Raw genomic sequence first — 21,314 nt, forward strand, 5'->3', positions numbered from 1 at the left:
GATGACCGCAACGACCGCGACCATGGACATCACCAACCCCGTGCTGCGGGGCATGTACCCCGACCCAAGCTGGATGTGGGACGAGCCCGGGGAGCGCGTGGCCTTGGTGAATTCCTCGTTCGAACTGGTGCCGGGACTGCCGATCCACGTTTCAGACGATATCGCGAACTGGGAGCTTGCGGGGAACGCCGTCGACGAGGCGATGGCGCAACGGCTGCTGATCCCCTTCGTGCTTGATTCTGGGGGATTGTATGCGCCGACATTGCGCATGATCCGCGGGAAGTACGTGATCGCATGCACGGTCGCCCGCATCGATCTGGATGCGGCCGCCGCAGCTGGGGTCGACCCGGAGTCGATCGAGGGGGCCCGTGCAAGCCAAGGCAACTTCATCATCGAAGCCGATGCGCTTGAGGGGCCATGGCGCGGCCCGTACTGGATCGAGGGCGCCGAGGGTATCGATCCAGACATCTTCGAGGACCTTGACGGCTCCGTGTACTGGACGCAGACAAGGCCGGCCGTACGCCCGCGCTGGGAAGGGCAGACCGAGGTGTGGACCCAGCGGATTGACCCGGAGACGTGGCGGCTGTGCGCGTCGCATGACGCAGACGGCGACTATGGCAAGACGGTCCTCTGGACGGGATATGGCGTGGAGGCGGTGTGGGCCGAAGGACCGCACCTGTACCGCATCGGCGATTGGGTGTATCTGATGACCGCGGAAGGCGGCACAAGCTTCGACCACAGCGAGATGACCATGCGCACGTGGGCACCCGACGGGCTCGGGCCGGCGGTCGAAGCCCTGCAGTTCCAGGCGCACGCGGACGGGACCGAGCCGCGAGCGCCGCGTGCCGACGAACGGTCGGTTGTGGGGCGGTATGCGCGACTGTTCCATCCGTGCAAGAAGAATCCGTTCCTGACACACCGGCATCTGGGTTTGGAGGAGCGCGTGCAGTGTGTGGGCCACGCCGATCTGCTGCATCATCCACGGCTTGGCTGGTGGGTCGCGTGCCTGGGTTCGCGCGAGACCCCCACCGCGGACCATGGGGCGCTCAGTTTCCTGGGCAGGGAGACCTTTGTGGCACCTGTCGACTGGCAGCACGATCCGGCGCAATGGTCGCTGGAATCCAATGGGCCCGCGCAAGGGGAGTCCGATGACCCAGGATGGCCGGTGCTCGCCGGGGGAGCGGGGCGTCTGGCGCAGACATTGCGCATCGATGCGGCGGACGGGACCCTGCTCGACGTGTGCATCGGGCCGTGCGAATCGCAGGCGGTCGTCGATGCACGCGTGCCTTTTGCCGTCGGCGACGGCGAAGGCGCGGCCGTGCGCGCGGATGGCACGGTGTACCGGCGTATGCCGGAAGACAGGTGCGTGGTGCTGTGCCCGCCGCGTGGCACGGTGCGCATCCGGCAGGACGGCCGCCATACACTGAGCGTGGCGACCGATGGTGCGTCGGTGCAGTGGACGCTCGGCGAGGGGACGGAGCGCAGGGAAGGCATGGTGCCGATCCCCGAGGGGGAGTCGGGATCGGTTATGCTCGTCTTCGACAAAGGCATGGTGCGCGTGGTCGTGGCGCAGTCCGCGGAACAGGCATGGACGGCGCCGGCTGTCGAGGTGATCGACGTGGCGCCGCTGAGCACCGAATGGTCCGGCGGCTTTGTGGGTTGCCTCATCGGTTGTGAGGTATAGGTGGAGTGCTCAGCGCAGGCTGCGTGTACTGCCCCGCACCACAAGCGTGGTGGGCAGGATCACGTGGTGCTGCGTTGGGCGCCCTTCCGCTGTGTCCAGAAGCATGCGCGTCGAGACGGCCGCCATGTCGTGCAACGGCTGGCGCACCGTGGTGAGCGCCGGACCCAGGAAGGCGGATGTCTGCACGTCGTCGAATCCGACGACCGAAAGGTCTTCGGGGATGCGCAGCCGGTTCTGCCGGGCGGCCTCATAGACGCCCATCGCCTGCAGGTCGCTGCCGGCGAAGATCGCGGTGGGGCGGTTTGGTTGCGCCAACAGCTCCATCGCCTGCGCATAGCCGCCTTCGGTTGTGAAATCGCCTTCGGTCACCAGTTCGGGGTCCGGTGCGATGCCTTGTTCGGCGAGCGCTGACGTGTAGCCGTCGAGCCTTGCGCGCGAGCACATCATCTCTTCGGGGCCGGTGATGATGCCGATGCGCGTGTGCCCCAGGGCGAGCAGATGCCGAGTCGCGAGCACGCCGCCGGCCCAGTTGTCCGCCTGCACGGAGAAATCATCGTTCGACGGCTCGCCTGAAGGGTCGAAGATGACATAGGGGATGCCGTTGGCCTGCAATTTGGTTTTTTCTTTTTCGGTGAGATTGGCGAAGATGAAGATGACGCCGAATGGCCTGCGCCTCAGCATGCCGGTGATCCAGTCGTCGTCGGGGTGTTGGCGTGTGCCGCTTTCCGTCGTGATGACGCTGATGTCGGGCGAGTGCCTTGTCTCACGCAGCACGCCGCGCAGCACTTCGAGAGCCCAGATCGTGTCGAGGTCCTGGAAGACCACTTCGATGTACCGTTGGCCGGCGTTTTTCTGTCCGCGGCGCTGGTAGCCCGAGGCCTTGAGCGCCCGGTCGATGGCTGCGCGGGCTTCGGCCGATATGTCGGAGCGGCCGTTGAGCGCCTTGGAGACGGTCGCCAATGAGTAGCCGGTGTTCTTCGCGATGTCCGCCAACCTGACCTTGGGTTCCGGCATATGGAGCTCCTTTGCTGCCAATGAATGGGTGTGATACCATCTGCCATAATAGCGAAAGTTTCGTAACTTTTCAAGCGAAGTGAGACGCTTGTTGTGAAAACGCGAACATATTTCTGGGTAGAAATGCGCGAAACGCCGACAACGTACTTAGTTTGACTGATTGACAAAGTAGGTTTACGATAGTTTCCAACGAAAACAACGTAAGTTTTCGGAAGTTCTCAATGTTGTACCGGAGGCTTCGTAGAAGCTCGGATGCATTGCTCTTCTGGCAATGTACGTCAGCGAGGACGGCTCCACGTCAATGTCAACGTGGACAAAGATCAAGGAGGAACTATGAAACTCAAGACGCTTGCAGCAGCGACGCTGGCCGTTGCGACCGTAATCGGCATGAGCGCATGTGGCGGGTCGGGGTCGTCGTCCGATGACAAGACCATCACGTTCTGGCACAATGCTTCCGCCGGTGAAGGACGTCAGTACTGGGAGAATCTGGCAAAGTCCTTCGAAGAGGCCAACCCCGGTACCAAGGTGGAGGTCCAGGCCATCCAGAACGAGGACTTCGCCGGCAAACTGCAGACCGCCATGCAGGATCCCGCGTCCGGTCCGGATGTCTTCATGTCCCTTGGCGGCGCCAAGACCCAGGAGATGATCGACGCCGGTCAGGTCATGGACCTGACCGATAAGATCTCGGACACGGTGAAGACCGATATGAAGACGACCCTTTCCGCTGCCACGTTCGACGGCAAGGTCTACGGCGTCCCGGTCAGCGTGGAACCGGGCGGCATGTGGTATTCCAAGGATCTGTTCAAGAAGGCGGGCGTTTCCGATGTGCCGGCGACCTACGAGGACCTGCTCGCGGACGCGAAGAAGCTCAAGGACAGCGGCACCGATGCCATCGCACTCGGCGCCAAGGACGCCTGGCCCGCGGCGCATTGGTATTACTGGTTGGTCCTGCGCGAGTGCTCTTCTGAAGTCTACGACAAGAGCGTCCAGGACCACGACTTCTCGAACGAGTGCTGGGTCAACGCCGGCAAGAAGCTGCAGGAGCTCAACGACCTGAAGGCCTTCAACGACGGCTTCCTGACCACGACCGCACAGCAGGGCGCCAACTCCTCTGCGGGCCTGCTCGCCAACCATAAAGCGGCCATGGAGCTCATGGGCGCTTGGGAGCCGGGCGTGCTCAAGGACCTCACCCCCGATCAGAAGCCGATGGCTGACCTTGGATTCTTCGCGTTCCCCGAGGTCGCCGGTGGCGAAGGTGAACCCGGTGCGCTCATGGGCGGCGTGACCTACTTCTGTGTCAACCCGAAGGCTTCGCAGACCTCGATCGATTTCGTCAACTACATGGGCGAGAAGAAGAACCAAGAGGATTACGCCAAGGCGTTCTCCACCATCCCTGCCTCCGAGCCCGCGCGTGGTGTGGTGACCGATGAGTCTCTCAAGCAAGTCATCGAATATCTGGACAAGGCTCCGTCCATGCAGCTGTGGATGGATACCGCTCTGGGCACCAATATCGGCAATGCGTTGAATGCCGCTGTGGTGAACATGCTGTCGGGGCAGGGCAGTCCCGAAGACATCGTCAAGGCGATGGAGGACGCCGCCCAGAAGGGCTGATCGCGTCTGAGCAAGGTCCGGGATGGCTGGGCTGTTCCACATGGTCCAGCCATCCTTTTTCCCTGGATGACGTACAACGAAACTTAGATACATGGGATTGATGACATGACTGAAATGAATGATGCCGTGGCAGTCGGGCGACCGGTTGCCGAAACGAAGAAGCGGGGCGGAGAACGCAAACCCTCTAACGGCAAGGGGCGCAGAAATCTCGAAATTTTCATCCTTTCCGCACCCGCGATCATCCTCTTCTGCTGCTTTGTGATTCTTCCGATCATTTTGGGCGCCTACTACGGCTTCTACCAATGGAAGGGCTTTGGTACCCCGTCCGAGAACGGCAAATTCGTCGGACTGCAGAACTACATCGTGGCGTTGAAGGATCCGAACTTCCAGCAGGCGATCCTGCACACCTTTGAAATCGTCGTCGGATCCCTCGTTATCCAGGGTCCGTTGGCCATCCTCTTCGCTCTCCTGCTCAACCAGAAGTTCAAGGGGCGCGGCCTGATCCGTACGCTCATCTTCGTGCCGTATGTCGTTTCGGAAGTCATTGTCGGCACCGGCTGGAGCCTGCTGCTCCAGAAGAAGGGCGCGGTCAACCAGATTCTTGAATCACTCGGCATGCATGGCGTCGATTGGCTCGCCAACCCCAAGGTCGCGATCTGGACGCTGCTGCTACTCATCAGCTGGAAATACATCGGATTCGCCGTCATCCTCATGCTTGCAGGCATGCAGTCGATTCCTGAGGAACTGTACGAAGCGGCAAAGGTGGACGGTGCAGGGTTCTGGCAGATCCAGAAGAGCATCACACTGCCGTTGCTCGCCCCGACGCTGCGCATCTGGGTCTTCCTGTCGATGATCGGTTCGCTGCAGCTGTTCGATTTGGTCTACATCATCTGGGGCCAGTACGTTTCCACGACGGCCGGCGTCTCCACGATGGCCACCTACATGGTCCGTGAGGGACGCGGTGCAGGCAACTACGGATATGGCTCCGCCGTCGCCCTCATCATTTTCGTCATCTCGCTGATTGTGGCGCTGACCTACCAGCACTTTGTGCTCAACCGTGATCTCGATGGCGCCTTGACCGATAAGAAGGCGTCCAAGAAGCGCAAGAAGAGGCAGACCGCAGAGGATGAGGCCCTGGCGGTCGCCATGGAAGGAGTGAAGTGAGATGAGTGCTGCAACGGCATATTCCAAGAAAAACGGTTTCCATAAGTCATCAAAGACCCCATGGGGCAACCCGATAGTCTATTTCTTCTCGCTTGTGCTCGTGGCGATCTGCGTCGTCCCGGTGCTCTACATCATCTTTGGCGGATTCCGCACCAACGCGCAGATCACCAACGACCCTGCCGGTCTGCCGAATCCCTGGGTGATCAGCAACTACAAGGAAGTCATCACCAGTGACATCTTCTGGACCGAGCTGGTCAACTCACTGATTGTGGGCATCTGCACGATGGTCGGCGTCGTCGTCCTCGGCATCATGATCAGCTACGTCATCGCCCGCTACAAGTTCCGGTACTCGACACTGATGTATGCGCTGTTCTCAGCGGGCCTCATGTTCCCGATGACCGTCGGCATCACTCCGCTGTACCTGATGATCAGGAACCTGGGTCTGTCGAATTCCCTTGCGGGCATCATCCTTCCACAGATCGCATTCGGTCTGCCGCAGACCATCATCATCCTGGTCCCCTTCCTGCAATCCATCCCGATGGAATTGGAGGAGGCGTGCCTGCTGGACGGTTGCTCTCGCCTTGGCTTCTTCTGGCGCATGGTCATCCCGCTGTCGATGCCCGGCGTTGCCACGACCGGTATCCTCACCTTCGTGGGAAGCTGGAACGGCTATATGCTTCCGCTCTTCGTCCTGAGTGATGAAAGCAAGTACACGCTTCCGCTTGGTGTGCAGATGTTCAGTTCCCAGCACTCGGTGGATACGGCCAGAGTCCTGGCGTTCACCTCGCTCGCCATGCTTCCGGCCCTCATCTGCTTCACGATCTTCCAGAAGAAGATCGTGGGTGGCCTGACTGGCGCGGTCAAGGGCTGATCCGACCCGCCGCCTGCAACACATGAAGCACGGCGGCCCGGGCACAACCGGGCCGCCGTTTCCCTTAAGGAGATCGTTATGAAGATCGAAAACCCGGTACTGCCCGGATTCAACGCCGATCCGTCGATGATCAGGGTCGGAGACACCTACTACATTGCGAATTCCACATTCGAATGGTGGCCTGGCGTACGTCTGCATGAGTCGAAGGACATGGTGCACTGGCGTCTGTTGCCGAGCCCGCTGAACCGTCGTTCGCAGATCGATATGCGCGGCAACCCGTCCTCCGGCGGCGTGTGGGCTCCCGACCTGTCCTATGCGGACGGCAAGTTCTGGCTCGTGTACTCCGATGTCAAAATCGTCAACGGCGCGTTCAAGGACTGCACGAACTACCTCGTGACCGCCGAGGATATCCGTGGCCCGTGGAGCGAACCGGTCCGGATCAACGGCGTTGGCTTCGATGCAAGCCTGTTCCATGACGATGACGGGCGCAAGTACCTCGTCCAGCAGACTTGGGATTTCCGTGAATACAACCATCCCTTCGATGGCATCACGCTTACCGAGTTCGACGTCGAGACCATGCGCCTGCTCCCTGAGACCGAACGCACGATTTGGCGCGGCACCGATGTCAAACTCGTCGAAGGCCCGCACCTGTACAAAATCAACGGCATGTACTACCTGTTCTGCGCCGAGGGCGGCACTGTCTGGACGCATCAGGAGGTCGTCGCGCGTTCCTCGACGCTCGATGCGATGTCGTTCGAGGGGAGCCCGTACAACCCGTTCATCAGCAACTTCGACACCCCGCGCAGCTATCTGCAGAAGCAGGGGCATGGCGCACTCGTGGATACGCCATCCGGCGAATGGTACTACGCGTCGCTGTGTGCCCGGCCCTGGCACCATGAGAACGAATCGGTGACCGATCCGCGTGGATGGTGCACCCTGGGTCGTGAGACGTCCATCCAGAAAGTCGAATGGACCGATGACGGCTGGCCTGTCGTCGTCGGCGGTCATGGCGGACAACGCGTCGTCGAGGCGCCGCAAGACGCCATCGAGACCGAGGCACCGGCCGATCACAGCCAGCATGATGATTTCGAGGAGTCGCAGCTCGCCTTGGATTGGAACACGCTGCGTGTGCCCTTCGACGAATCGATGGGTTCCGTCGGAGGCGGCACGCTGACCTTGCGTGGGCAGGGATCGCTGTGCAACCTCTTCGACCTGTCCCTCGTTGCCCGCCGTTGGCAGGCATTCGATTTCGACGCGTCTGTCGGTGTGCGCTTCGACCCCACCAACTACCGGCAGATGGCCGGCCTGACGAACTACTACAACGACCTGTGCTGGTCGTGGGCTTTCGTCACTTGGGATGAGAAGCGGCAGTGCCGTGTGATCGAAGTCGCCCAGAACGATTTCAACTCCTACACCTCGTTCCTGCGGGACCGGGCGGTGCCGGTTCCCGATGATGTGGAGACTGTATGGCTGCGCACGCGTGTGCGTACGCAGACCTATGGTTACGACTATTCGTTCGATGGTGAGCAGTGGCATGACCTCGGTGTCGAGCTGGACGCGAAGATCCTGTCGGACGACTATGTGAACCAACGGTATGGCGGGTTCTTCACCGGTGCGTTCGTCGGTCTTGCGGCAGTGGATCTGTCGGGGTATGACGCAACGGCTGAGTTCGTGGACTTCGATTACCGCGAATTGAGTGAATGACCATGGATGCACGCTGGGCGGGCCGTCTCCGGGATGGCCCGCCCAGCGTGCATCTTCATATCTGCGGTGCAAATGACATGACCGCATGGAAGGCGAGGGGCGCATATGACATTGACAATGCCAAAGCTGCTGGATGATGGATGTGTGCTGCAATCCGGCAGACCCGTGAACATCTGGGGATGGTGTACACCGGGGGAGCGTGTCTCCGTACGTATCGGCGAATGTACGGGGGAAACCATAAGCACCGCGGATGGCGGCTGGCAGGTGCGGTTGGACGCGTTGGATCCTGGCGGCCCGTATGCCTTCGAAGTGATTGGCGATGGCACGACGGTACGGCGCTCATGCTATGCGGGTGAGGTGTTCCTGTGTTCGGGGCAATCCAATATGGAGCTTTCCATGCAATGGGTGCATCCGTACTATCCCAGCGAGTTCCAGCGGCAGGATGACCCCTTGCTGCGCCAGTTCAAGGTCGTGGACCGATACGATTTCTCCGGGCCGGTGCGTGACCATGAGGAGGCCTCATGGCTGGGGTGTGCACCCGAGACGCTGGGTCAATTCTCCGCAGTCGCGTATTTCTTTGGGCGAATGGTGCGCCAGTGGTTGCAGGTCCCCGTCGGGCTGCTCAATGTATCGTTGGGCGGTTCCCCCATCGAAGCATGGATGGACGCCGCTTCACTCGATGATTGTCCTGAAGCGTTGGAGGAGCTGGATCCCTATCTGGGTGATGGCGTGGCCGAGGCGCGGAGCGAAGAGAGTCTGTCCGCGGTCGCTGGATGGATGGAGGAGCTGCAAGCGCGGCGGATTCCTGCCGACAAGCTGCATTGGCGCCATGTCGACCTGCCGGCACGTTTTGAGAATTGCGGGTTGCCGGGATTCCAGGGAATGCTCGAATTGCGGCGGACAGTGGTGCTGCCGCCCTATTGCGAGGGTGCTGAAGGCACGCTGCGGTTGGGGGCATGGGCTGACATCGATGAGACCTGCATCAATGGAATCAACATAGGGGGCCGCCCCAACCAATATGAGCCCCGTGACTACCGGATTCCTGCCGGTATGCTGCGCGCGGGGGCCAACGAGATTGTTGTGCGCCTTGTCTGCAACGCGGGATCCGGCCGGGTGACCGAAGGCAAGGCGATGACCTTGCAGGTCGGCGATGAGGTCCATGATGTGAGCGGCATCTGGAGGCTTGCCGTCGTGGCGAGCATGGACAGGCCATGTCCGAGTGAGGATTTCGTGCGTTGGCGCCCCACCGGGTTGTATAACGCCATGCTCGCGCCTTGCTTCCGTTTCCCGGTACGCGCCGCGCTGTGGTACCAAGGGGAATCGAACACCGGGACCAGGGCGGCGCAATACGGCAAGCTGCTTGCCACGATGATTGATTTGTGGCGGGAGCGTTGGCATGATCCGCATATGCCCTTCCTCATCGTGCAATTGCCCGGCATCAGCATCGATTGCATCGAGGACGGCGGTTGGCCGCTCGTACGCGCCGGGCAGTGGGCCGTCGGGCAGCAGGTGCCCGACGTGAAGACGGTCGTGACGCTGGATGCCGGTGAACCCAACGACTTGCATCCGCATGACAAGAAGCTCGTCGCGTCACGTCTGTTCGACGCGGCATGTGCGCTGCTCTATGGAGGCGACAATGTGCAGCCGATGGTGGAGAGGATTGAGGAACGCGATGGGATGCTGTGCGTCTCCTATGCCACTGTTGCCCGCCAGGGGGCCAATCCGGTCCCTTGCACACCGTTGACGCTCGATGGCGGCGATCCGGGCGAATTCGAGTTCGTCTGGCGCGATGCCATGTGCGCGGTGCCTGCACCTGCGACGGTTGAGGGGGCGGAAGTGTGCATTCCGCTGCCTGAGCGGCGTCCCGACATACTGCGGTATGCATGGCGGAACAACCCGTCACGTGGTCTGCTTGTGGATGGCCGGGGCACTCCGATGCCTCCATTCGCCTATGATTTGAAGCGTGGTGCCATGATCGAGCCATCGGTGCGCGCTGGCGGAGACGTCGATGCCGGGACGGGACGTGCGTGATGCGCAGGCAAGTCACATGCGAGCAGGGAACACTGGAGGGATTGGCGGTGGGCGATCCCTCCATCACAGCTTTTCGTGGAGTGCCGTTCGCCGCTCCACCAGTGGGGCCAAGGCGTTGGCGACCACCCCAGCCGCCGGCGCCTTGGCAAGGTGTACGGTGTGCGTTCGACGATGCCCCGGCCTGCCTGCAACCCATTCCGGGAGCGTCAAACCCGTTCTATGACAAGGAATGGGGCATGGATCCCGCCATCCCGCTCGATGAGGATTGCCTGTATCTGAACATCTGGACGCCGGCATTGCGGGGGAGCGGCGCCGATGCGCGCCTCACCGGCGAACCCCTGCCGGTCATGGTGTGGATCCATGGAGGCGCCTACCAGTGCGGGTGCGCGATGGAGAAGGAGTTCGACGGCACCGCGCTCGCGCGTCAGGGCGTTGTGGTTGTGTCGGTGGCGTATCGGCTGAACGTGTTCGGATTTTTCTCACACCGCTGGCTGCAGGAGGAAGCGGAGGAAGGCGCCCCGTATGCGAATTTCGGATGGTTGGACCAACAGGCCGCCCTTCGGTGGGTGCGCCGCAACATCACCGTTTTCGGTGGCGACCCCACGCGCATATGCGTCTTCGGGCAGTCCGCGGGTGCGGCTTCGGTATTGGCGCAATGCTGCGCGCCGGGTAATGCCGGACTGTTCTCCCGGGCGATCATGCAATCAGGCGCGGGCCTTGGCTACTTCAATGCAACGCTGTGCTCATTGGAATCCGCACAGTCGACGGGCGCAAGGTTGATGCGGCGTCTGGGGGTGGAGAACCTCGATGAGGCGCGGGGTGTCGATGCGCAGACCCTGTTCGAGGAGGCGTCGCAGCTTGAGGCGCCTGAGGGTGTGGATGATGCCACATGGACGATGATAGCCAATTGGGTGCCATGTGTCGATGGCGTCTTCATGCCACGGCAGGAGCGCGATCTGATACTTGACGGCCAAACCAAGGACATTGATCTGGTGGTGGGAGACACGCAAGACGAATTCATGGTGCCCGACGGGCAAGGCCATCAGGTACGGGCTGGCCGCGAAGGCAACCGCCGGCTGATCGCAGCATGGCAGCTTGGCGGCGGCCGCGCACCGTATTACTACCATTTCGATGTGCCGATGCCCGGCGATGATGCGGGTTCCTTCCACTCTTCCGACCTTTGGTTCGTGTTCGGGACCTTGGGTTCATGCTGGCGACCCATGCGGGGATGCCACGTCGAGCTCTCCCAATGCATGTCACGGTATTGGACGTGTTTTGCGGCAGTGGGCGATCCCAACGGGCAGGGCCTTGTGCGTTGGGATCGCACCGACATGCATGGCGACCGCTTCATGCATCTGGGTTTCCCCATGGGAATGCGCAGTGGGCATCGCGGCGCATGACCGCACCATGGATCAGACTCCCATATCCGAGGCATCGTGATAACGGAAGCGCATGAAGTCGGCATGTCCTCCAACATGCCGGGTCGCTTGGGTGAACAGCGCGAACCGGCATCCTGTGAAATGATCCAGTTTGAACCACAGGCGGTGGGGATGTCCGATCGGTATCCACCCGGCGTCTGTTCGCACAAGGAAGCGCGCGGTATCGCGCATGTCGGTGTAGTCGATCTCCAAGCGGAACGTGGCCTGCGGCGACGGCAATGGCAGGGACTCCACTTCAACCGGGATCTCGTCGTAATGGCGTTCGGCGGTGTTGTCCGGGTGCAGCGCATTGCGCTCCGCCATGATCGCATACCAAGATCCCTGCCTGCGTGTTATGGCGGCGTATGCGTAGCAGCCTTGGAATGCGCAGAGCCCGGCGATGTCGCCTTCCATGAGTCCGCTGGCGTCGATGGTTACTTCCGCGGCGCACCGTGGGCCGGTCGTGCGTTGCGTAAGCGTATTGGTCGCCCGCAGCATGGTGGCCGATACGCGGCTTGTGGTGATGCGGAATGCGCCGGGGCGTTCCGTCACCGACCATGTCTCGTCATGTGGTGTGTGGTTGAACTGCCAATAGGGGGCCAGATGGATGTTTCCCTTGTCATCGGGCGTGTAGCGGAAATCGTCATTGCCATTGAGCGGCGCATAATGATGGTGCGGTTCGACGGAAGGAGCGCTTTCGACGTATGCCGGAACCCGCCCGTTCACGCCCAATACGGGCATGCCGTCCGTATCGAAATGCATCGGCATGAGCACGGGTGTCCTGCCCAATGCCCCGCGGTCCTGGAACATGAACGCGTACCATTGGCCATCGGGCGTGTCCACCATGCCGCCTTGCGCCACACCTTGGTCATGGTATCCCAAGTCGTCATCCAGAATGCAGCGGCCCCGGAACTCACCGTCAAGAGAATCCGCGATGAAACAATCCTCGGTTTTGCGGTGGCCACGGGCGAAATGACAGGTGAACAGGTAATACCGTCCATCATGCCGTTGCAGATGCGAGCCTTCGTATCCCAGATCCTGATTCGGCAGGTCCTGCACGAGCACGCGGTCGAGTCCACCGGCCTTCGGTCCGGACAGATCCACCTCCATCTCGGTCAGCCGCAGTGTGGTGTTGCCGTGAACGATGAACACACGCCCATCGTCAAAGAGCAGCGAAGGATCGTGGTAGAAGCCCTGGACGATATGATGACGCCATGGACCGCGGGCGTCCTCGGCGGTGAACAGGTGGGTCGTATGGGTGTCATTCGCGGAGAACAGCACATGGAATCTGCCGTTGTGCCATCGCAGGGACGGCGCCCACATGCCTTGCCCGTACAAGTCCTGATCGCCGTCCAACATATAGGCGCCCGTATGCCCAAGTGTGTGGTAGACATGGCCATACGGTTCCCAATGTGTCAGGTCGAACGACCTCAATATGTCGCATCCGGGCATGAAATGCATCGTGGTGCTCGCCATGTAATAGGTATGGCCGACCCTGATGATGTCGGGATCGGGAAAATCCGAGTTGAGTATTGGATTCCGGACAACGCCCATAGAAGCCTCCAGGGGTAAGGATTTACGATATGGAATGCCGGGTGGCGGGCGCGATATGCGGATGGCACCCGCCACCCGTTTGGGGTGCGGAAAGAATCAGCCGCGGGCCTGTACGTAGGCCTCATAGACCTGCGGGGTGGGGGCGCCGATCTGCACCCCGTCGATCGAAATCGGCCAGTCGGGAGCGTCGTCCACGCCGCTGAGCACCCAGGCGGCCTGCCTTGCCGCGCCGATCGCCACGTATTCGTCGGTCGCCGGGCATGAGACATCCATACCCAGGATGCATGGTGCGAGCGTGCGGACCGCCATTGACTTGGCTCCGCCGCCGATGAGCAGGATCCGGTCGATTTGCGCGCCGAGCGAACGGATGAGCTCCATGCAGTCGCGCTGCGAGCACAACAGGCCCTCCACGAAGGCGCGCGCCACGTTGCGGCGCTCGGTGTTGCGCAGCGTCATGCCACTCAATGTGGCGGTGGCGTCCGGGCGGTTCGGTGTGCGCTCGCCGTCGAAATACGGCACGAGCGTCATGCCGCCGGCGCCCGGGTGCGAATCGAGCGCGAGCGTGGTGAGCTCGTCGTAGTCCACGTCGAGCATTGCGCGCGCCGCGTCCAGAATACGCGAGGCGTTGATCGTGCATGCAAGGGGCAGGAAATGCCCGGTGCAGTCGGCGAATCCGGATACCGAGCCGCTCAGGTCGTAGACGGGCTGCTCACTGATCGCGGCCGCCACGCCCGATGTGCCGAGTGAAACGGACACGTCGCCCACGGTCATGCCCAGGCCGAGCGAAGCCATCGCATTGTCGCCGCCGCCGGGCGCGATGATGCATCCGCCGGGCACTTGCGCGCCGGCGATGGACGGATCCGCGTTGACCGGTGCAACTTGGTTCGGTCCAAGCACGTGGGGCAGCACGATGCGTTCGGCGTGCTCGGTGGCGGCGGCGCCCGGCGTGCAGGCGTCGTCGGGCTGCAGTCCCAGCGCGAGCAGGTCGCGCCGGTAGGTGTTGGAGGCGGCGTCGAAGTACAGTGTGCCCGAGGCGTCGGAACGGTCGGTGAACAGGGCGTCGAGATGCGCGTTTTCGCCCGGCTGCACGGGGCCGAAGCCGGCGATGCGCCAGCTCAGCCAGTCATGCGGCAGGCACACGGCGGCGATGCGTGCCGCGTTCGCCGGTTCGTGCTGCGCCACCCATTTGATTTTGGTGAGTGTGTACGAGGCGACGGGGGAGGAGCCCACGGCTTTCACCCAACGTTCGATGCCGCGCTGGTGCGGGTCCTCCGGCTCTCCGTCGGCCGCCGGCGCGGCGCCGAGCTCATCGATGAGCGCTTCGGCCTGCGGCGCCGAGCTCGTGTCGTTCCACAGCATCGCGTCGCGGATCACCCGGCCATGTTCGTCGAGTGCCACCATGCCGTGCTGCTGGCCGCCCACGGCGATCGCGGACACATCGTCCAGTCCACCGGCCTGCGAGGCGGCTTCCTGGAACGCGCGCCACCAGTGCTCCGGGTTGACGACGGATCCGTCGGGGTGCTTCGCCTGTCCGAAGCGCACCAGTTCGCCCGTTGCGGCGTCGGTGACACGGACCTTGCAGGATTGGGTCGAAGCGTCGACCCCGGCCACGAGAACTCTGCTCATGAGATGACTCCTTTGTTCGTCCGTCCGCCGTGTGCGGGGCACTGCGGCGTGCATGCGAAGCGTGCGGACGGCCTATATAGTTAGATGAGTAAACTATAATGGGTAGTGTAGCATACGATATGTCGGCGAGGAAACGCCCACGCGGGTCGCAGAGTGGCTGCACACTCGGGCTGGAGCAAGCAAGGAGTGTCTTATGGCGGTTCTCAAGCGCATCAATCAGGATGACCTACGCAACCACAACCTATCCGTGGTGCTTGATACGATGCTCCGTTCCACAAGCGCTTTCAGCCGTGCAGACCTTGCCAAGGAGACCGGCCTCACGAAAGCCACGATGTCGCTGCTCATCTCCATGCTCCTTTCGCACCGCATCGTCAAGGAGGGCGCGCCGCTCGTCCAGTCGGTGTACGGGCGTCCAAGCACGCCGCTGAGCATAGCGGGCGGCAGTGTGTGCGGCATCGGCATCCAGATCAACACCGATGGCTACGGCTATGTGGTGCTCGACCTCGACGGCAGTGTCGTGGCCGAGCGCTGGATCGCGCGCGACCTGCACGACGCCGACGCCGACGCGCTGTTCAACGAGCTTGACGCCATGCTCGTCGAACAGGAGAAGACACTGCGCGCGCAGAGCTATATGATCGCCGGCGTCGGCCTTGCGTTGCCCGGCCTGGTGACCGAGGACGGCCATCTGCTCATGGCGCGCAACTTGGGGTGGGAAGACCTCGACCTGAGCCGTTTCGACCTGATTCGCCGGTTCGACGTGGTGGTGGCGAACGAATCGAACATGGCCGCTGTGGCGCAGCTGCCGGGGTATGCCACGCAGCGCACCGACGAGGGGATTGTGGGGCCGAACGGATCGTTCCTGTATGTGTCGACCGACATCGGCATCGGCGGCGCCATTGTGCGCGGGGGGCGCGTGGTCACCGGCGACCATGGGTATGCCGGAGAGATCGGCCATCTTTCGGTGCAGATGGATGGGCCCGTCTGCCGTTGCGGCCGCCGCGGCTGCGTCGAGGCCTACGCCGGCCGCCGATCCATGGTGGAGGCCGCCGGCGTGGCCGAAGGCAATGCCGCTGCCTCACAGGCGGCGCTCGACGAATTCGGTAGGCGCGTGCGGGAAGGGGATCCGGTCGCCATGGCGGTGTTCGCCGACGCCGGGCATGCCATGACGTCGATGCTTACGTCGGTGATCAATCTGTCCGACCTCGATACCGTGATCATTGGCGGCAGCTGGGCCCGCGTGCCTGCGGATGTGCTGGAGCGCATGGCGGCGCGCGTCCAGGCGCGTATCCTCGCGCGCGGCACGCTCAATGTGCGCCTGCTGCGCGCTTCGGGCATCTCTCGCCCGGCGCTGTTCGGCGCCGCACAGACCGGCTTGCGCAATTTCATCGACGACCCGCTGCGCTACCTCGGCTGAGGGCGCCCGTACTCCATCTCAATATGCAGTTCGCATAGTGGTCGTCTTGCGGTGCGGTGCTACACTGTCTTGCGGCGTTCCCGCCCGAGCTGCGCAGGTCAAGGAACGCCGGCGATCCGCCAATACCATGCTGTGCGCAGTACCGTAAGGAAGAGGGACTTCCATGATCGAACACACCCAAAACCAATCCAACATCACCATCCGTTCGGGCAGAAGACTGCGTTGGACGACCGCGGACATCGCCGTGGCCGCCGCGCTCGGCATCGCTGCCGGCGTCGTCTTCTGGGGATTCAATTTCGCCTACTCGTCGATCTCTCCGATTCTCGGCGGACTGCTGCCGGGATTCGCGAGCATCCTGCACGCCGTGTGGTACTTCTCGGGTACGCTCGCCGTGCTCATCCTGCGCAAGCCGGGGTCGGCCGTCTTCGTCAACCTCGTCGGATGCGCCGCCGAGATGCTGATCGGCAGCTCGTTCTCCTTCGGATTCGTCTTCCTGTCGGCCGCGCTGCAGGGACTGTTCGCCGAACTGCCGTTCGCGCTGACGCGCTACCGCGTCTTTAATCTGCCGATCTCGATCCTGTCCGGCGTGAGCACGGCGGTCGAATACGGCGTCTACCTGATGCTGTTCCGCTATCAGGGCGTCGCGTTCGTCAGCCCGCGCGGCATCGTGCACATGGTGAGTGAGATCATCGGCGGCGCGCTCATCGCCGGCGTGTGCTCGTGGTACCTCTACCTGGCGATCGCGAAGACTGGCGTCCTCGACCGCTTCGCCTCCGGCCGCGCCGTCCGCACCGCCGCAACCGCCGGCACTGAGCGGTGACCCATTTTGCCGCCGTGCGCCGCATCTGGCGGCGGTCCATGGTTGACCCCAACCACCTACTGCCGCTGCAACCGTGTTTGATGGCAGTCGGTGGTTGGCCTCAATCTTGGACTGCTGCAGGGGAGGGGTGCTTCGGCGGGAGATTGGTGGGCGGACCGGGATGTCCCACTACGTAAGATAGGCGGCGAGGATACGGGAGGGCGTCCACGTACACTGAAGTCGGCGATGCATGGGCAGGAGAGAGCGTGCATCGTGACGAACGCATGCGACATCATCGAGATGTGCGCCATCACATGAAAAGAAGGTTTGTTCATGGTGGACGACAGCACGATCGTGTACGCGGGGGCCGAGGCCGGCACGCAGACCGAACTCATCAACCCCAACGAAATCGCCGCGATGGCGAAGCAGCCGAGCCACAAGCCGCCGAAAGACGACAATCGCAAATACCTGTGGGTGATCTTCGCGTCGATCGCCGTGCTCGCACTGTTCGCCGCCGTCATCCTCATCGGCGTGCAGATCCACAACCATCGTCAGCAGCAGCTCGCGCAGGAGCATGCGCGCTGCGAAAGCGCGATGACGGCGCTCAACGAGAAGGCAAAGCAGTACGAGGCGCTGCGCGACGGCGACGGCGCTGCCGCCGGAGCGATCTCCGACATTCAGGTCACCGACAGCGGCACCGTCAAGCTGCTCGACGAACAGCTCAAGGCGCAGACGCCGTCGGCGACGAGCTGCGCCGTGTCGTCGATCGACCAATACGACGCGCGCATCCAGCAGATCCACGATCACGAGGAGTGGTACGACGCGCATATGCGTTCGCTGCAGGAAGCTGTCGACGGCGTCAACGATTCGAAGCGGCTCAAGGAGGTTGAGGAGGCGACGGCCACGCTCGACGACACGTTGCGCGAGGCGCAGACGACGCTCGACCTGACGCGCGGTCAGGTGGCCGACGAGGCGACGTGGAACCGCCTGTCCGATCTCTACGCGAAGGCGCAGCAGGCTGAAGCCGGCGGCAAACTCGACGAGATCACGTCGGTCGAACAGGAGATCAAGACGGCGATTGGCGACGTCAACGCGTCGCGCGACAAGAAAGTCGCCGAAGATGAACGCAAGGCGCGCGAAGAGGCGCAGAAGAAGGCACAGGCCGAAGCCGACCGCAAGAAGGCGCAGGATCAGTCCAACAAGGACAACAACCGCGACAACGGCGGCAACAAGGAGAACAATCGCCGCTGATTGCGGCGGATACGCGACAGATACGAGGAAACCCGCCGTTGCCAGCGGGTTTGCAATCGTGGGGCCTCAGGGGCTTGAACCCTGGACCGGCGGATTATGAGTCCGATGCTCTAACCGACTGAGCTAAGGCCCCACGTCGTATCGCGGGAAACCGCGGATGCGACTTGCTAAAGTGTAGCAAACGACATGACCATTACGGTCGGGGCACGGCAGGGAATCGGCGGATGCGGAAGGGCCGGCGCGGCCGCGGGCACCGGTTGGGCGGCTGCCGCGGGTGCGCGGACGGCCCTTGTGCGATCGCCCTGCGCAGTCGCGGCGCGGGGCGCGCGGACGGTATAACGAAAAACGCCGACCCGAAGGCCGGCGTTTCCGTATCAGCGTGAGAGTCAGCTGCTCTTCTTGCCGTAGCGCTTCTCGAAGCGGGCCACACGGCCGCCGGTATCCAGAATCTTCTGCTTACCGGTGTAGAACGGGTGGCACTTCGAGCAGACGTCCACCGTCATGTGGTCGCCCTTGGCGGTCGACTTCGTGACGAAGGTGTTGCCGCAGGAGCAGGTAACCTGCACCGCATGATAATCAGGATGAATTCCTGGCTGCATAATTTGTCTCCTAAAGATACGGGGGACCCGGGTCGCCATGCCCCGATGGCAGGCGTGAACCGGATACATGCATTGTACGGCTGTGCATTGACGCAACCGTACGGCTCGTCCCGTGACGAACCACGAGCGTCGCCATCAGGGACAACTTCCCGGGCGCCGTGTTTATTCCACACCCGCACCCACACCCGTGCGCGTCCGCGTTTCTCCTGTGGGCGCCGGAGGCGACAACGGCTCTTGCTAGGATGGAACGGTTTGAACGGAGGGCCGTGCACGACGCCGGATGGCGTGAGTCCGCGGCCGAGGCATCGAAAAGGCGAAGATGGCAGAGGAACAGTTCCCGGCGGCGCGTACCGCACTTGAGGAATACCGCAGGATCGAGCAGCAGATGGCGCAGCCGGATGTGGCGTCGTCCCCGGACAGGATGCGCAAGCTGGGGCGGCGTCACGCCGAACTCGGCGCCATCGTTAGCGCGTACACCGATTATCTGCATGCCCGTGACGACGCCGAGGCTGCACATGAGATGGCGGCGGAGGATCCCGATTTCGAGGCCGAGGCGAAACGGCTCGAGGAGGCGCTGCCGGCCGCCGAGGAACGGCTGCGCACGGCGCTCATCCCGCGCGACCCGGACGACGCGCGCGACGTGATCATGGAGATCAAGGCCGGCACCGGCGGCGAGGAGGCCGCGTTGTTCGCCGGCGACCTGCTGCGCATGTACACGCGCTACGCCGAGAAGCGCGGCTGGAGCACGACGATCCAAAGCGAGAACACGACCGAGCTCGGCGGCGTCAAGGACGTGCAGCTTGCGATCCGCGCGAAGGGCACGCCGGCGCCCGAGGAGGGCGTCTGGGCGTCGCTCAAGTACGAGGGGGGCGTGCATCGCGTGCAGCGCATCCCGGTGACCGAATCGCAGGGCCGCATCCAGACGTCGGCCGCCGGCGTCATCGTGTTCCCCGAGGCCGACGAGGACGACGACGAGATCGAGATCGACCCGAAGGATCTCAAAATCGACATCTTCATGAGCTCCGGGCCCGGCGGCCAGTCAGTCAACACGACGTATTCGGCGGTGCGTATGACGCACATCCCGACCGGCATCGTCGTGAGCATGCAGGACGAGAAGTCGCAGATCCAGAACCGCGCGTCGGCGCTGCGCGTCCTCAAGAGCCGGCTGCTCGCGATGAAGCACGAGCAGGAGGCCGCCGAGGCCGCCGACATGCGCCACTCGCAGGTGCGTTCGCTCGACCGTTCCGAGCGCATCCGCACCTACAACTTCCCGGAGAACCGCATCGTCGACCACCGTACGAACTACAAGGCGTACAATCTCGACGCCGTGCTCGACGGCGACCTGCAGGCCGTCATCGACAGCGACGTGCAGGCCGACGAGGCGCAGCGCCTGGCCCGTACCAACGAGTGAGCGCCGACGAGTGAGCGCGGCGCGCGCGCAACGCACAGAACGCGTCGCATATGGCGCGATGGACATCACACGACATACGAACCATGCAGGAGGCGGCGATGGCGTCGGCAACCGATGAAGCAACCGATGGAATGGACGACGCGGCGGCGGCGCGCCCGCAGATGCCCGGGGACGGCGCGCAGGCCGTCGCCGACCTCATCGCCGTCGGCGGCGACCGACTCGCGCAGGCCGGCGTCGACACGCCGCGACACGACGCGAAGCTGCTGCTCGCCGAAGCGACGCGCGCGTCGCTGAGCGACGTCGACAAGGCGGCGCTGCTCGGCGACGACGTAGCAAGGCTCGTCGACGGCAAATCGATAGATGCGGCCGCCGCGCTCGCCGACTATTCGGCGATGCTCGCGCGCCGTGAACGCCGCGAGCCGCTGCAGTACATCGTCGGCCATGCGCCGTTCAGGTATCTGGACATCAAGGTCGGCCCCGGCGTGTTCATTCCGCGCCAGGAGACGGAGCTGCTCGTCGACGAGGCCCTCGGCTGGATCACACGGGGAGGCATGTACTGCCCGCGCGTCGTCGACCTGTGCGCGGGCAGCGGCGCGATCGGCCTGTCGATCGCCACCGAAGTGCCCGGCGCGCAAGTGTGGGGCGTCGAGAAGGACGTCCTCGCCGCGCAGTGGACGCGCCGCAACGTGAGCGAAGTGGGCGCCACGTTCCCCGACATCACGGCGAACTACCATCTCGAGATCGCCGACGCGACCTGCCCGACGACGCTCGCGCAGCTCGACGGCACCGTCGACGTCGTCGTCAGCAATCCTCCGTACATCCCGCTCACCGACGTGCCCGAGCAGTTCGAGGTGCGCGAATACGACCCGCAGACCGCGCTCTACGGCGGCTCCGCCGACGGCATGATGGTGCCGGAACGCATCATCGTGCGCGCCGCCGCGCTGCTGCGCGCAGGCGGCGTCCTTATCATGGAGCATGACGTCACGCAGGCGGACCGCACCGTCGCGTTCGCGCGTGCGAGCGGCTTCGCCGACGCGCGCACCGAGATAGACCTCACCGGCCGTCCGCGCTATCTTGTGGCGACGCGGTAGGCGGGGCGACTACAGTCGTCATCGAAGGGCGCCGCAGGTGTATGCCGCGTCGGCGTCGAAGGAACATCGGCA

At 63.2% G+C, this 21,314-nt stretch carries 16 protein-coding genes and 1 tRNA gene; 12 read left to right on the forward strand and 5 right to left on the reverse strand.

Annotation, left to right across the window (positions count from 1 at the left end):
• Nucleotide 1 precedes the first annotated feature (1 nt).
• Complete coding sequence (locus CGZ88_RS08165) at nt 2-1,684, forward strand: glycoside hydrolase family 43 protein (protein WP_026644559.1); 1,683 nt, start codon at nt 2-4, stop codon at nt 1,682-1,684.
• A 9-nt stretch (nt 1,685-1,693) separates the two neighbouring features.
• On the opposite strand, the gene CGZ88_RS08170 is transcribed toward CGZ88_RS08165, so the two are convergent.
• Nucleotides 1,694-2,698: a LacI family DNA-binding transcriptional regulator gene (locus CGZ88_RS08170; protein WP_026644558.1), complete on the reverse strand. Its 1,005-nt coding sequence runs from the start codon at nt 2,696-2,698 to the stop codon at nt 1,694-1,696.
• 333 nt (nt 2,699-3,031) lie between these two features.
• Between CGZ88_RS08170 and CGZ88_RS08175 the strand changes: the two genes are divergently transcribed.
• From CGZ88_RS08175 to CGZ88_RS08200, 6 genes are all read left to right on the forward strand, one after another.
• On the forward strand, nt 3,032-4,309 hold the full coding sequence (locus CGZ88_RS08175; protein ID WP_026644557.1) for an extracellular solute-binding protein: 1,278 nt from the start codon (nt 3,032-3,034) through the stop codon (nt 4,307-4,309).
• Between the two features lie 105 nt (nt 4,310-4,414).
• Entirely contained in the window at nt 4,415-5,473 is a 1,059-nt protein-coding gene (locus CGZ88_RS08180; RefSeq protein WP_026644556.1) for a carbohydrate ABC transporter permease, read from the forward strand.
• Nucleotide 5,474: 1 nt separating this feature from the next.
• Nucleotides 5,475-6,344: a carbohydrate ABC transporter permease gene (locus CGZ88_RS08185; RefSeq protein ID WP_026644555.1), complete on the forward strand. Its 870-nt coding sequence runs from the start codon at nt 5,475-5,477 to the stop codon at nt 6,342-6,344.
• Nucleotides 6,345-6,422: 78 nt separating this feature from the next.
• Complete coding sequence (locus CGZ88_RS08190) at nt 6,423-8,048, forward strand: glycoside hydrolase family 43 protein (RefSeq protein WP_101671551.1); 1,626 nt, start codon at nt 6,423-6,425, stop codon at nt 8,046-8,048.
• A gap of 105 nt (nt 8,049-8,153) precedes the next feature.
• The gene (locus CGZ88_RS08195; RefSeq protein WP_026644553.1) at nt 8,154-10,079 is read left to right on the forward strand and encodes a sialate O-acetylesterase; all 1,926 of its coding nucleotides are present in this window, start codon (nt 8,154-8,156) and stop codon (nt 10,077-10,079) included.
• Nucleotides 10,079-11,479: a carboxylesterase/lipase family protein gene (locus tag CGZ88_RS08200; RefSeq protein ID WP_101671552.1), complete on the forward strand. Its 1,401-nt coding sequence runs from the start codon at nt 10,079-10,081 to the stop codon at nt 11,477-11,479. The genes CGZ88_RS08195 and CGZ88_RS08200 overlap by 1 nt, the downstream gene beginning before the upstream one ends.
• Nucleotides 11,480-11,491: 12 nt before the next feature.
• On the opposite strand, the gene CGZ88_RS08205 is transcribed toward CGZ88_RS08200, so the two are convergent.
• A complete protein-coding gene (locus tag CGZ88_RS08205) occupies nt 11,492-13,051 on the reverse strand; it encodes a glycoside hydrolase family 43 protein (RefSeq protein ID WP_101671553.1) in 1,560 nt (519 codons plus the stop codon).
• A 96-nt stretch (nt 13,052-13,147) separates the two neighbouring features.
• Nucleotides 13,148-14,677: a xylulokinase gene (locus CGZ88_RS08210; RefSeq protein WP_101671554.1), complete on the reverse strand. Its 1,530-nt coding sequence runs from the start codon at nt 14,675-14,677 to the stop codon at nt 13,148-13,150.
• Between the two features lie 193 nt (nt 14,678-14,870).
• Here CGZ88_RS08210 and CGZ88_RS08215 point away from each other — a divergent pair, with 193 nt between their 5' ends.
• The 3 genes from CGZ88_RS08215 to CGZ88_RS08225 all read left to right on the forward strand — a co-directional run bounded on the left by CGZ88_RS08215 (nt 14,871) and on the right by CGZ88_RS08225 (nt 18,141).
• The gene (locus CGZ88_RS08215) at nt 14,871-16,091 is read left to right on the forward strand and encodes an ROK family protein (protein ID WP_026644549.1); all 1,221 of its coding nucleotides are present in this window, start codon (nt 14,871-14,873) and stop codon (nt 16,089-16,091) included.
• Nucleotides 16,092-16,254: 163 nt separating this feature from the next.
• Nucleotides 16,255-16,911: an ECF transporter S component gene (locus CGZ88_RS08220; RefSeq protein WP_101671555.1), complete on the forward strand. Its 657-nt coding sequence runs from the start codon at nt 16,255-16,257 to the stop codon at nt 16,909-16,911.
• 312 nt (nt 16,912-17,223) lie between these two features.
• Nucleotides 17,224-18,141: a hypothetical protein gene (locus tag CGZ88_RS08225; protein WP_101671556.1), complete on the forward strand. Its 918-nt coding sequence runs from the start codon at nt 17,224-17,226 to the stop codon at nt 18,139-18,141.
• 59 nt (nt 18,142-18,200) lie between these two features.
• On the opposite strand, the gene CGZ88_RS08230 is transcribed toward CGZ88_RS08225, so the two are convergent.
• Both CGZ88_RS08230 and rpmE read right to left on the reverse strand, forming a co-directional pair.
• A tRNA-Ile gene (locus CGZ88_RS08230) sits at nt 18,201-18,274 on the reverse strand.
• A 253-nt stretch (nt 18,275-18,527) separates the two neighbouring features.
• Nucleotides 18,528-18,740, reverse strand: a complete 213-nt coding sequence (rpmE, locus tag CGZ88_RS08235; protein WP_024540314.1) for a 50S ribosomal protein L31 — start codon at nt 18,738-18,740, stop codon at nt 18,528-18,530.
• Between the two features lie 319 nt (nt 18,741-19,059).
• On the opposite strand from rpmE, the gene prfA reads away from it, so the two are divergent.
• The gene (prfA, locus tag CGZ88_RS08240) at nt 19,060-20,151 is read left to right on the forward strand and encodes a peptide chain release factor 1 (protein WP_095613261.1); all 1,092 of its coding nucleotides are present in this window, start codon (nt 19,060-19,062) and stop codon (nt 20,149-20,151) included.
• Nucleotides 20,152-20,312: 161 nt separating this feature from the next.
• Complete coding sequence (prmC, locus tag CGZ88_RS08245) at nt 20,313-21,242, forward strand: peptide chain release factor N(5)-glutamine methyltransferase (protein WP_101671617.1); 930 nt, start codon at nt 20,313-20,315, stop codon at nt 21,240-21,242.
• Nucleotides 21,243-21,314 lie beyond the last annotated feature (72 nt).

This window comes from Bifidobacterium anseris, from assembly GCF_002860345.1.
In the GTDB taxonomy this organism is placed as follows: Bacteria; Actinomycetota; Actinomycetes; order Actinomycetales; family Bifidobacteriaceae; genus Bifidobacterium; species Bifidobacterium anseris.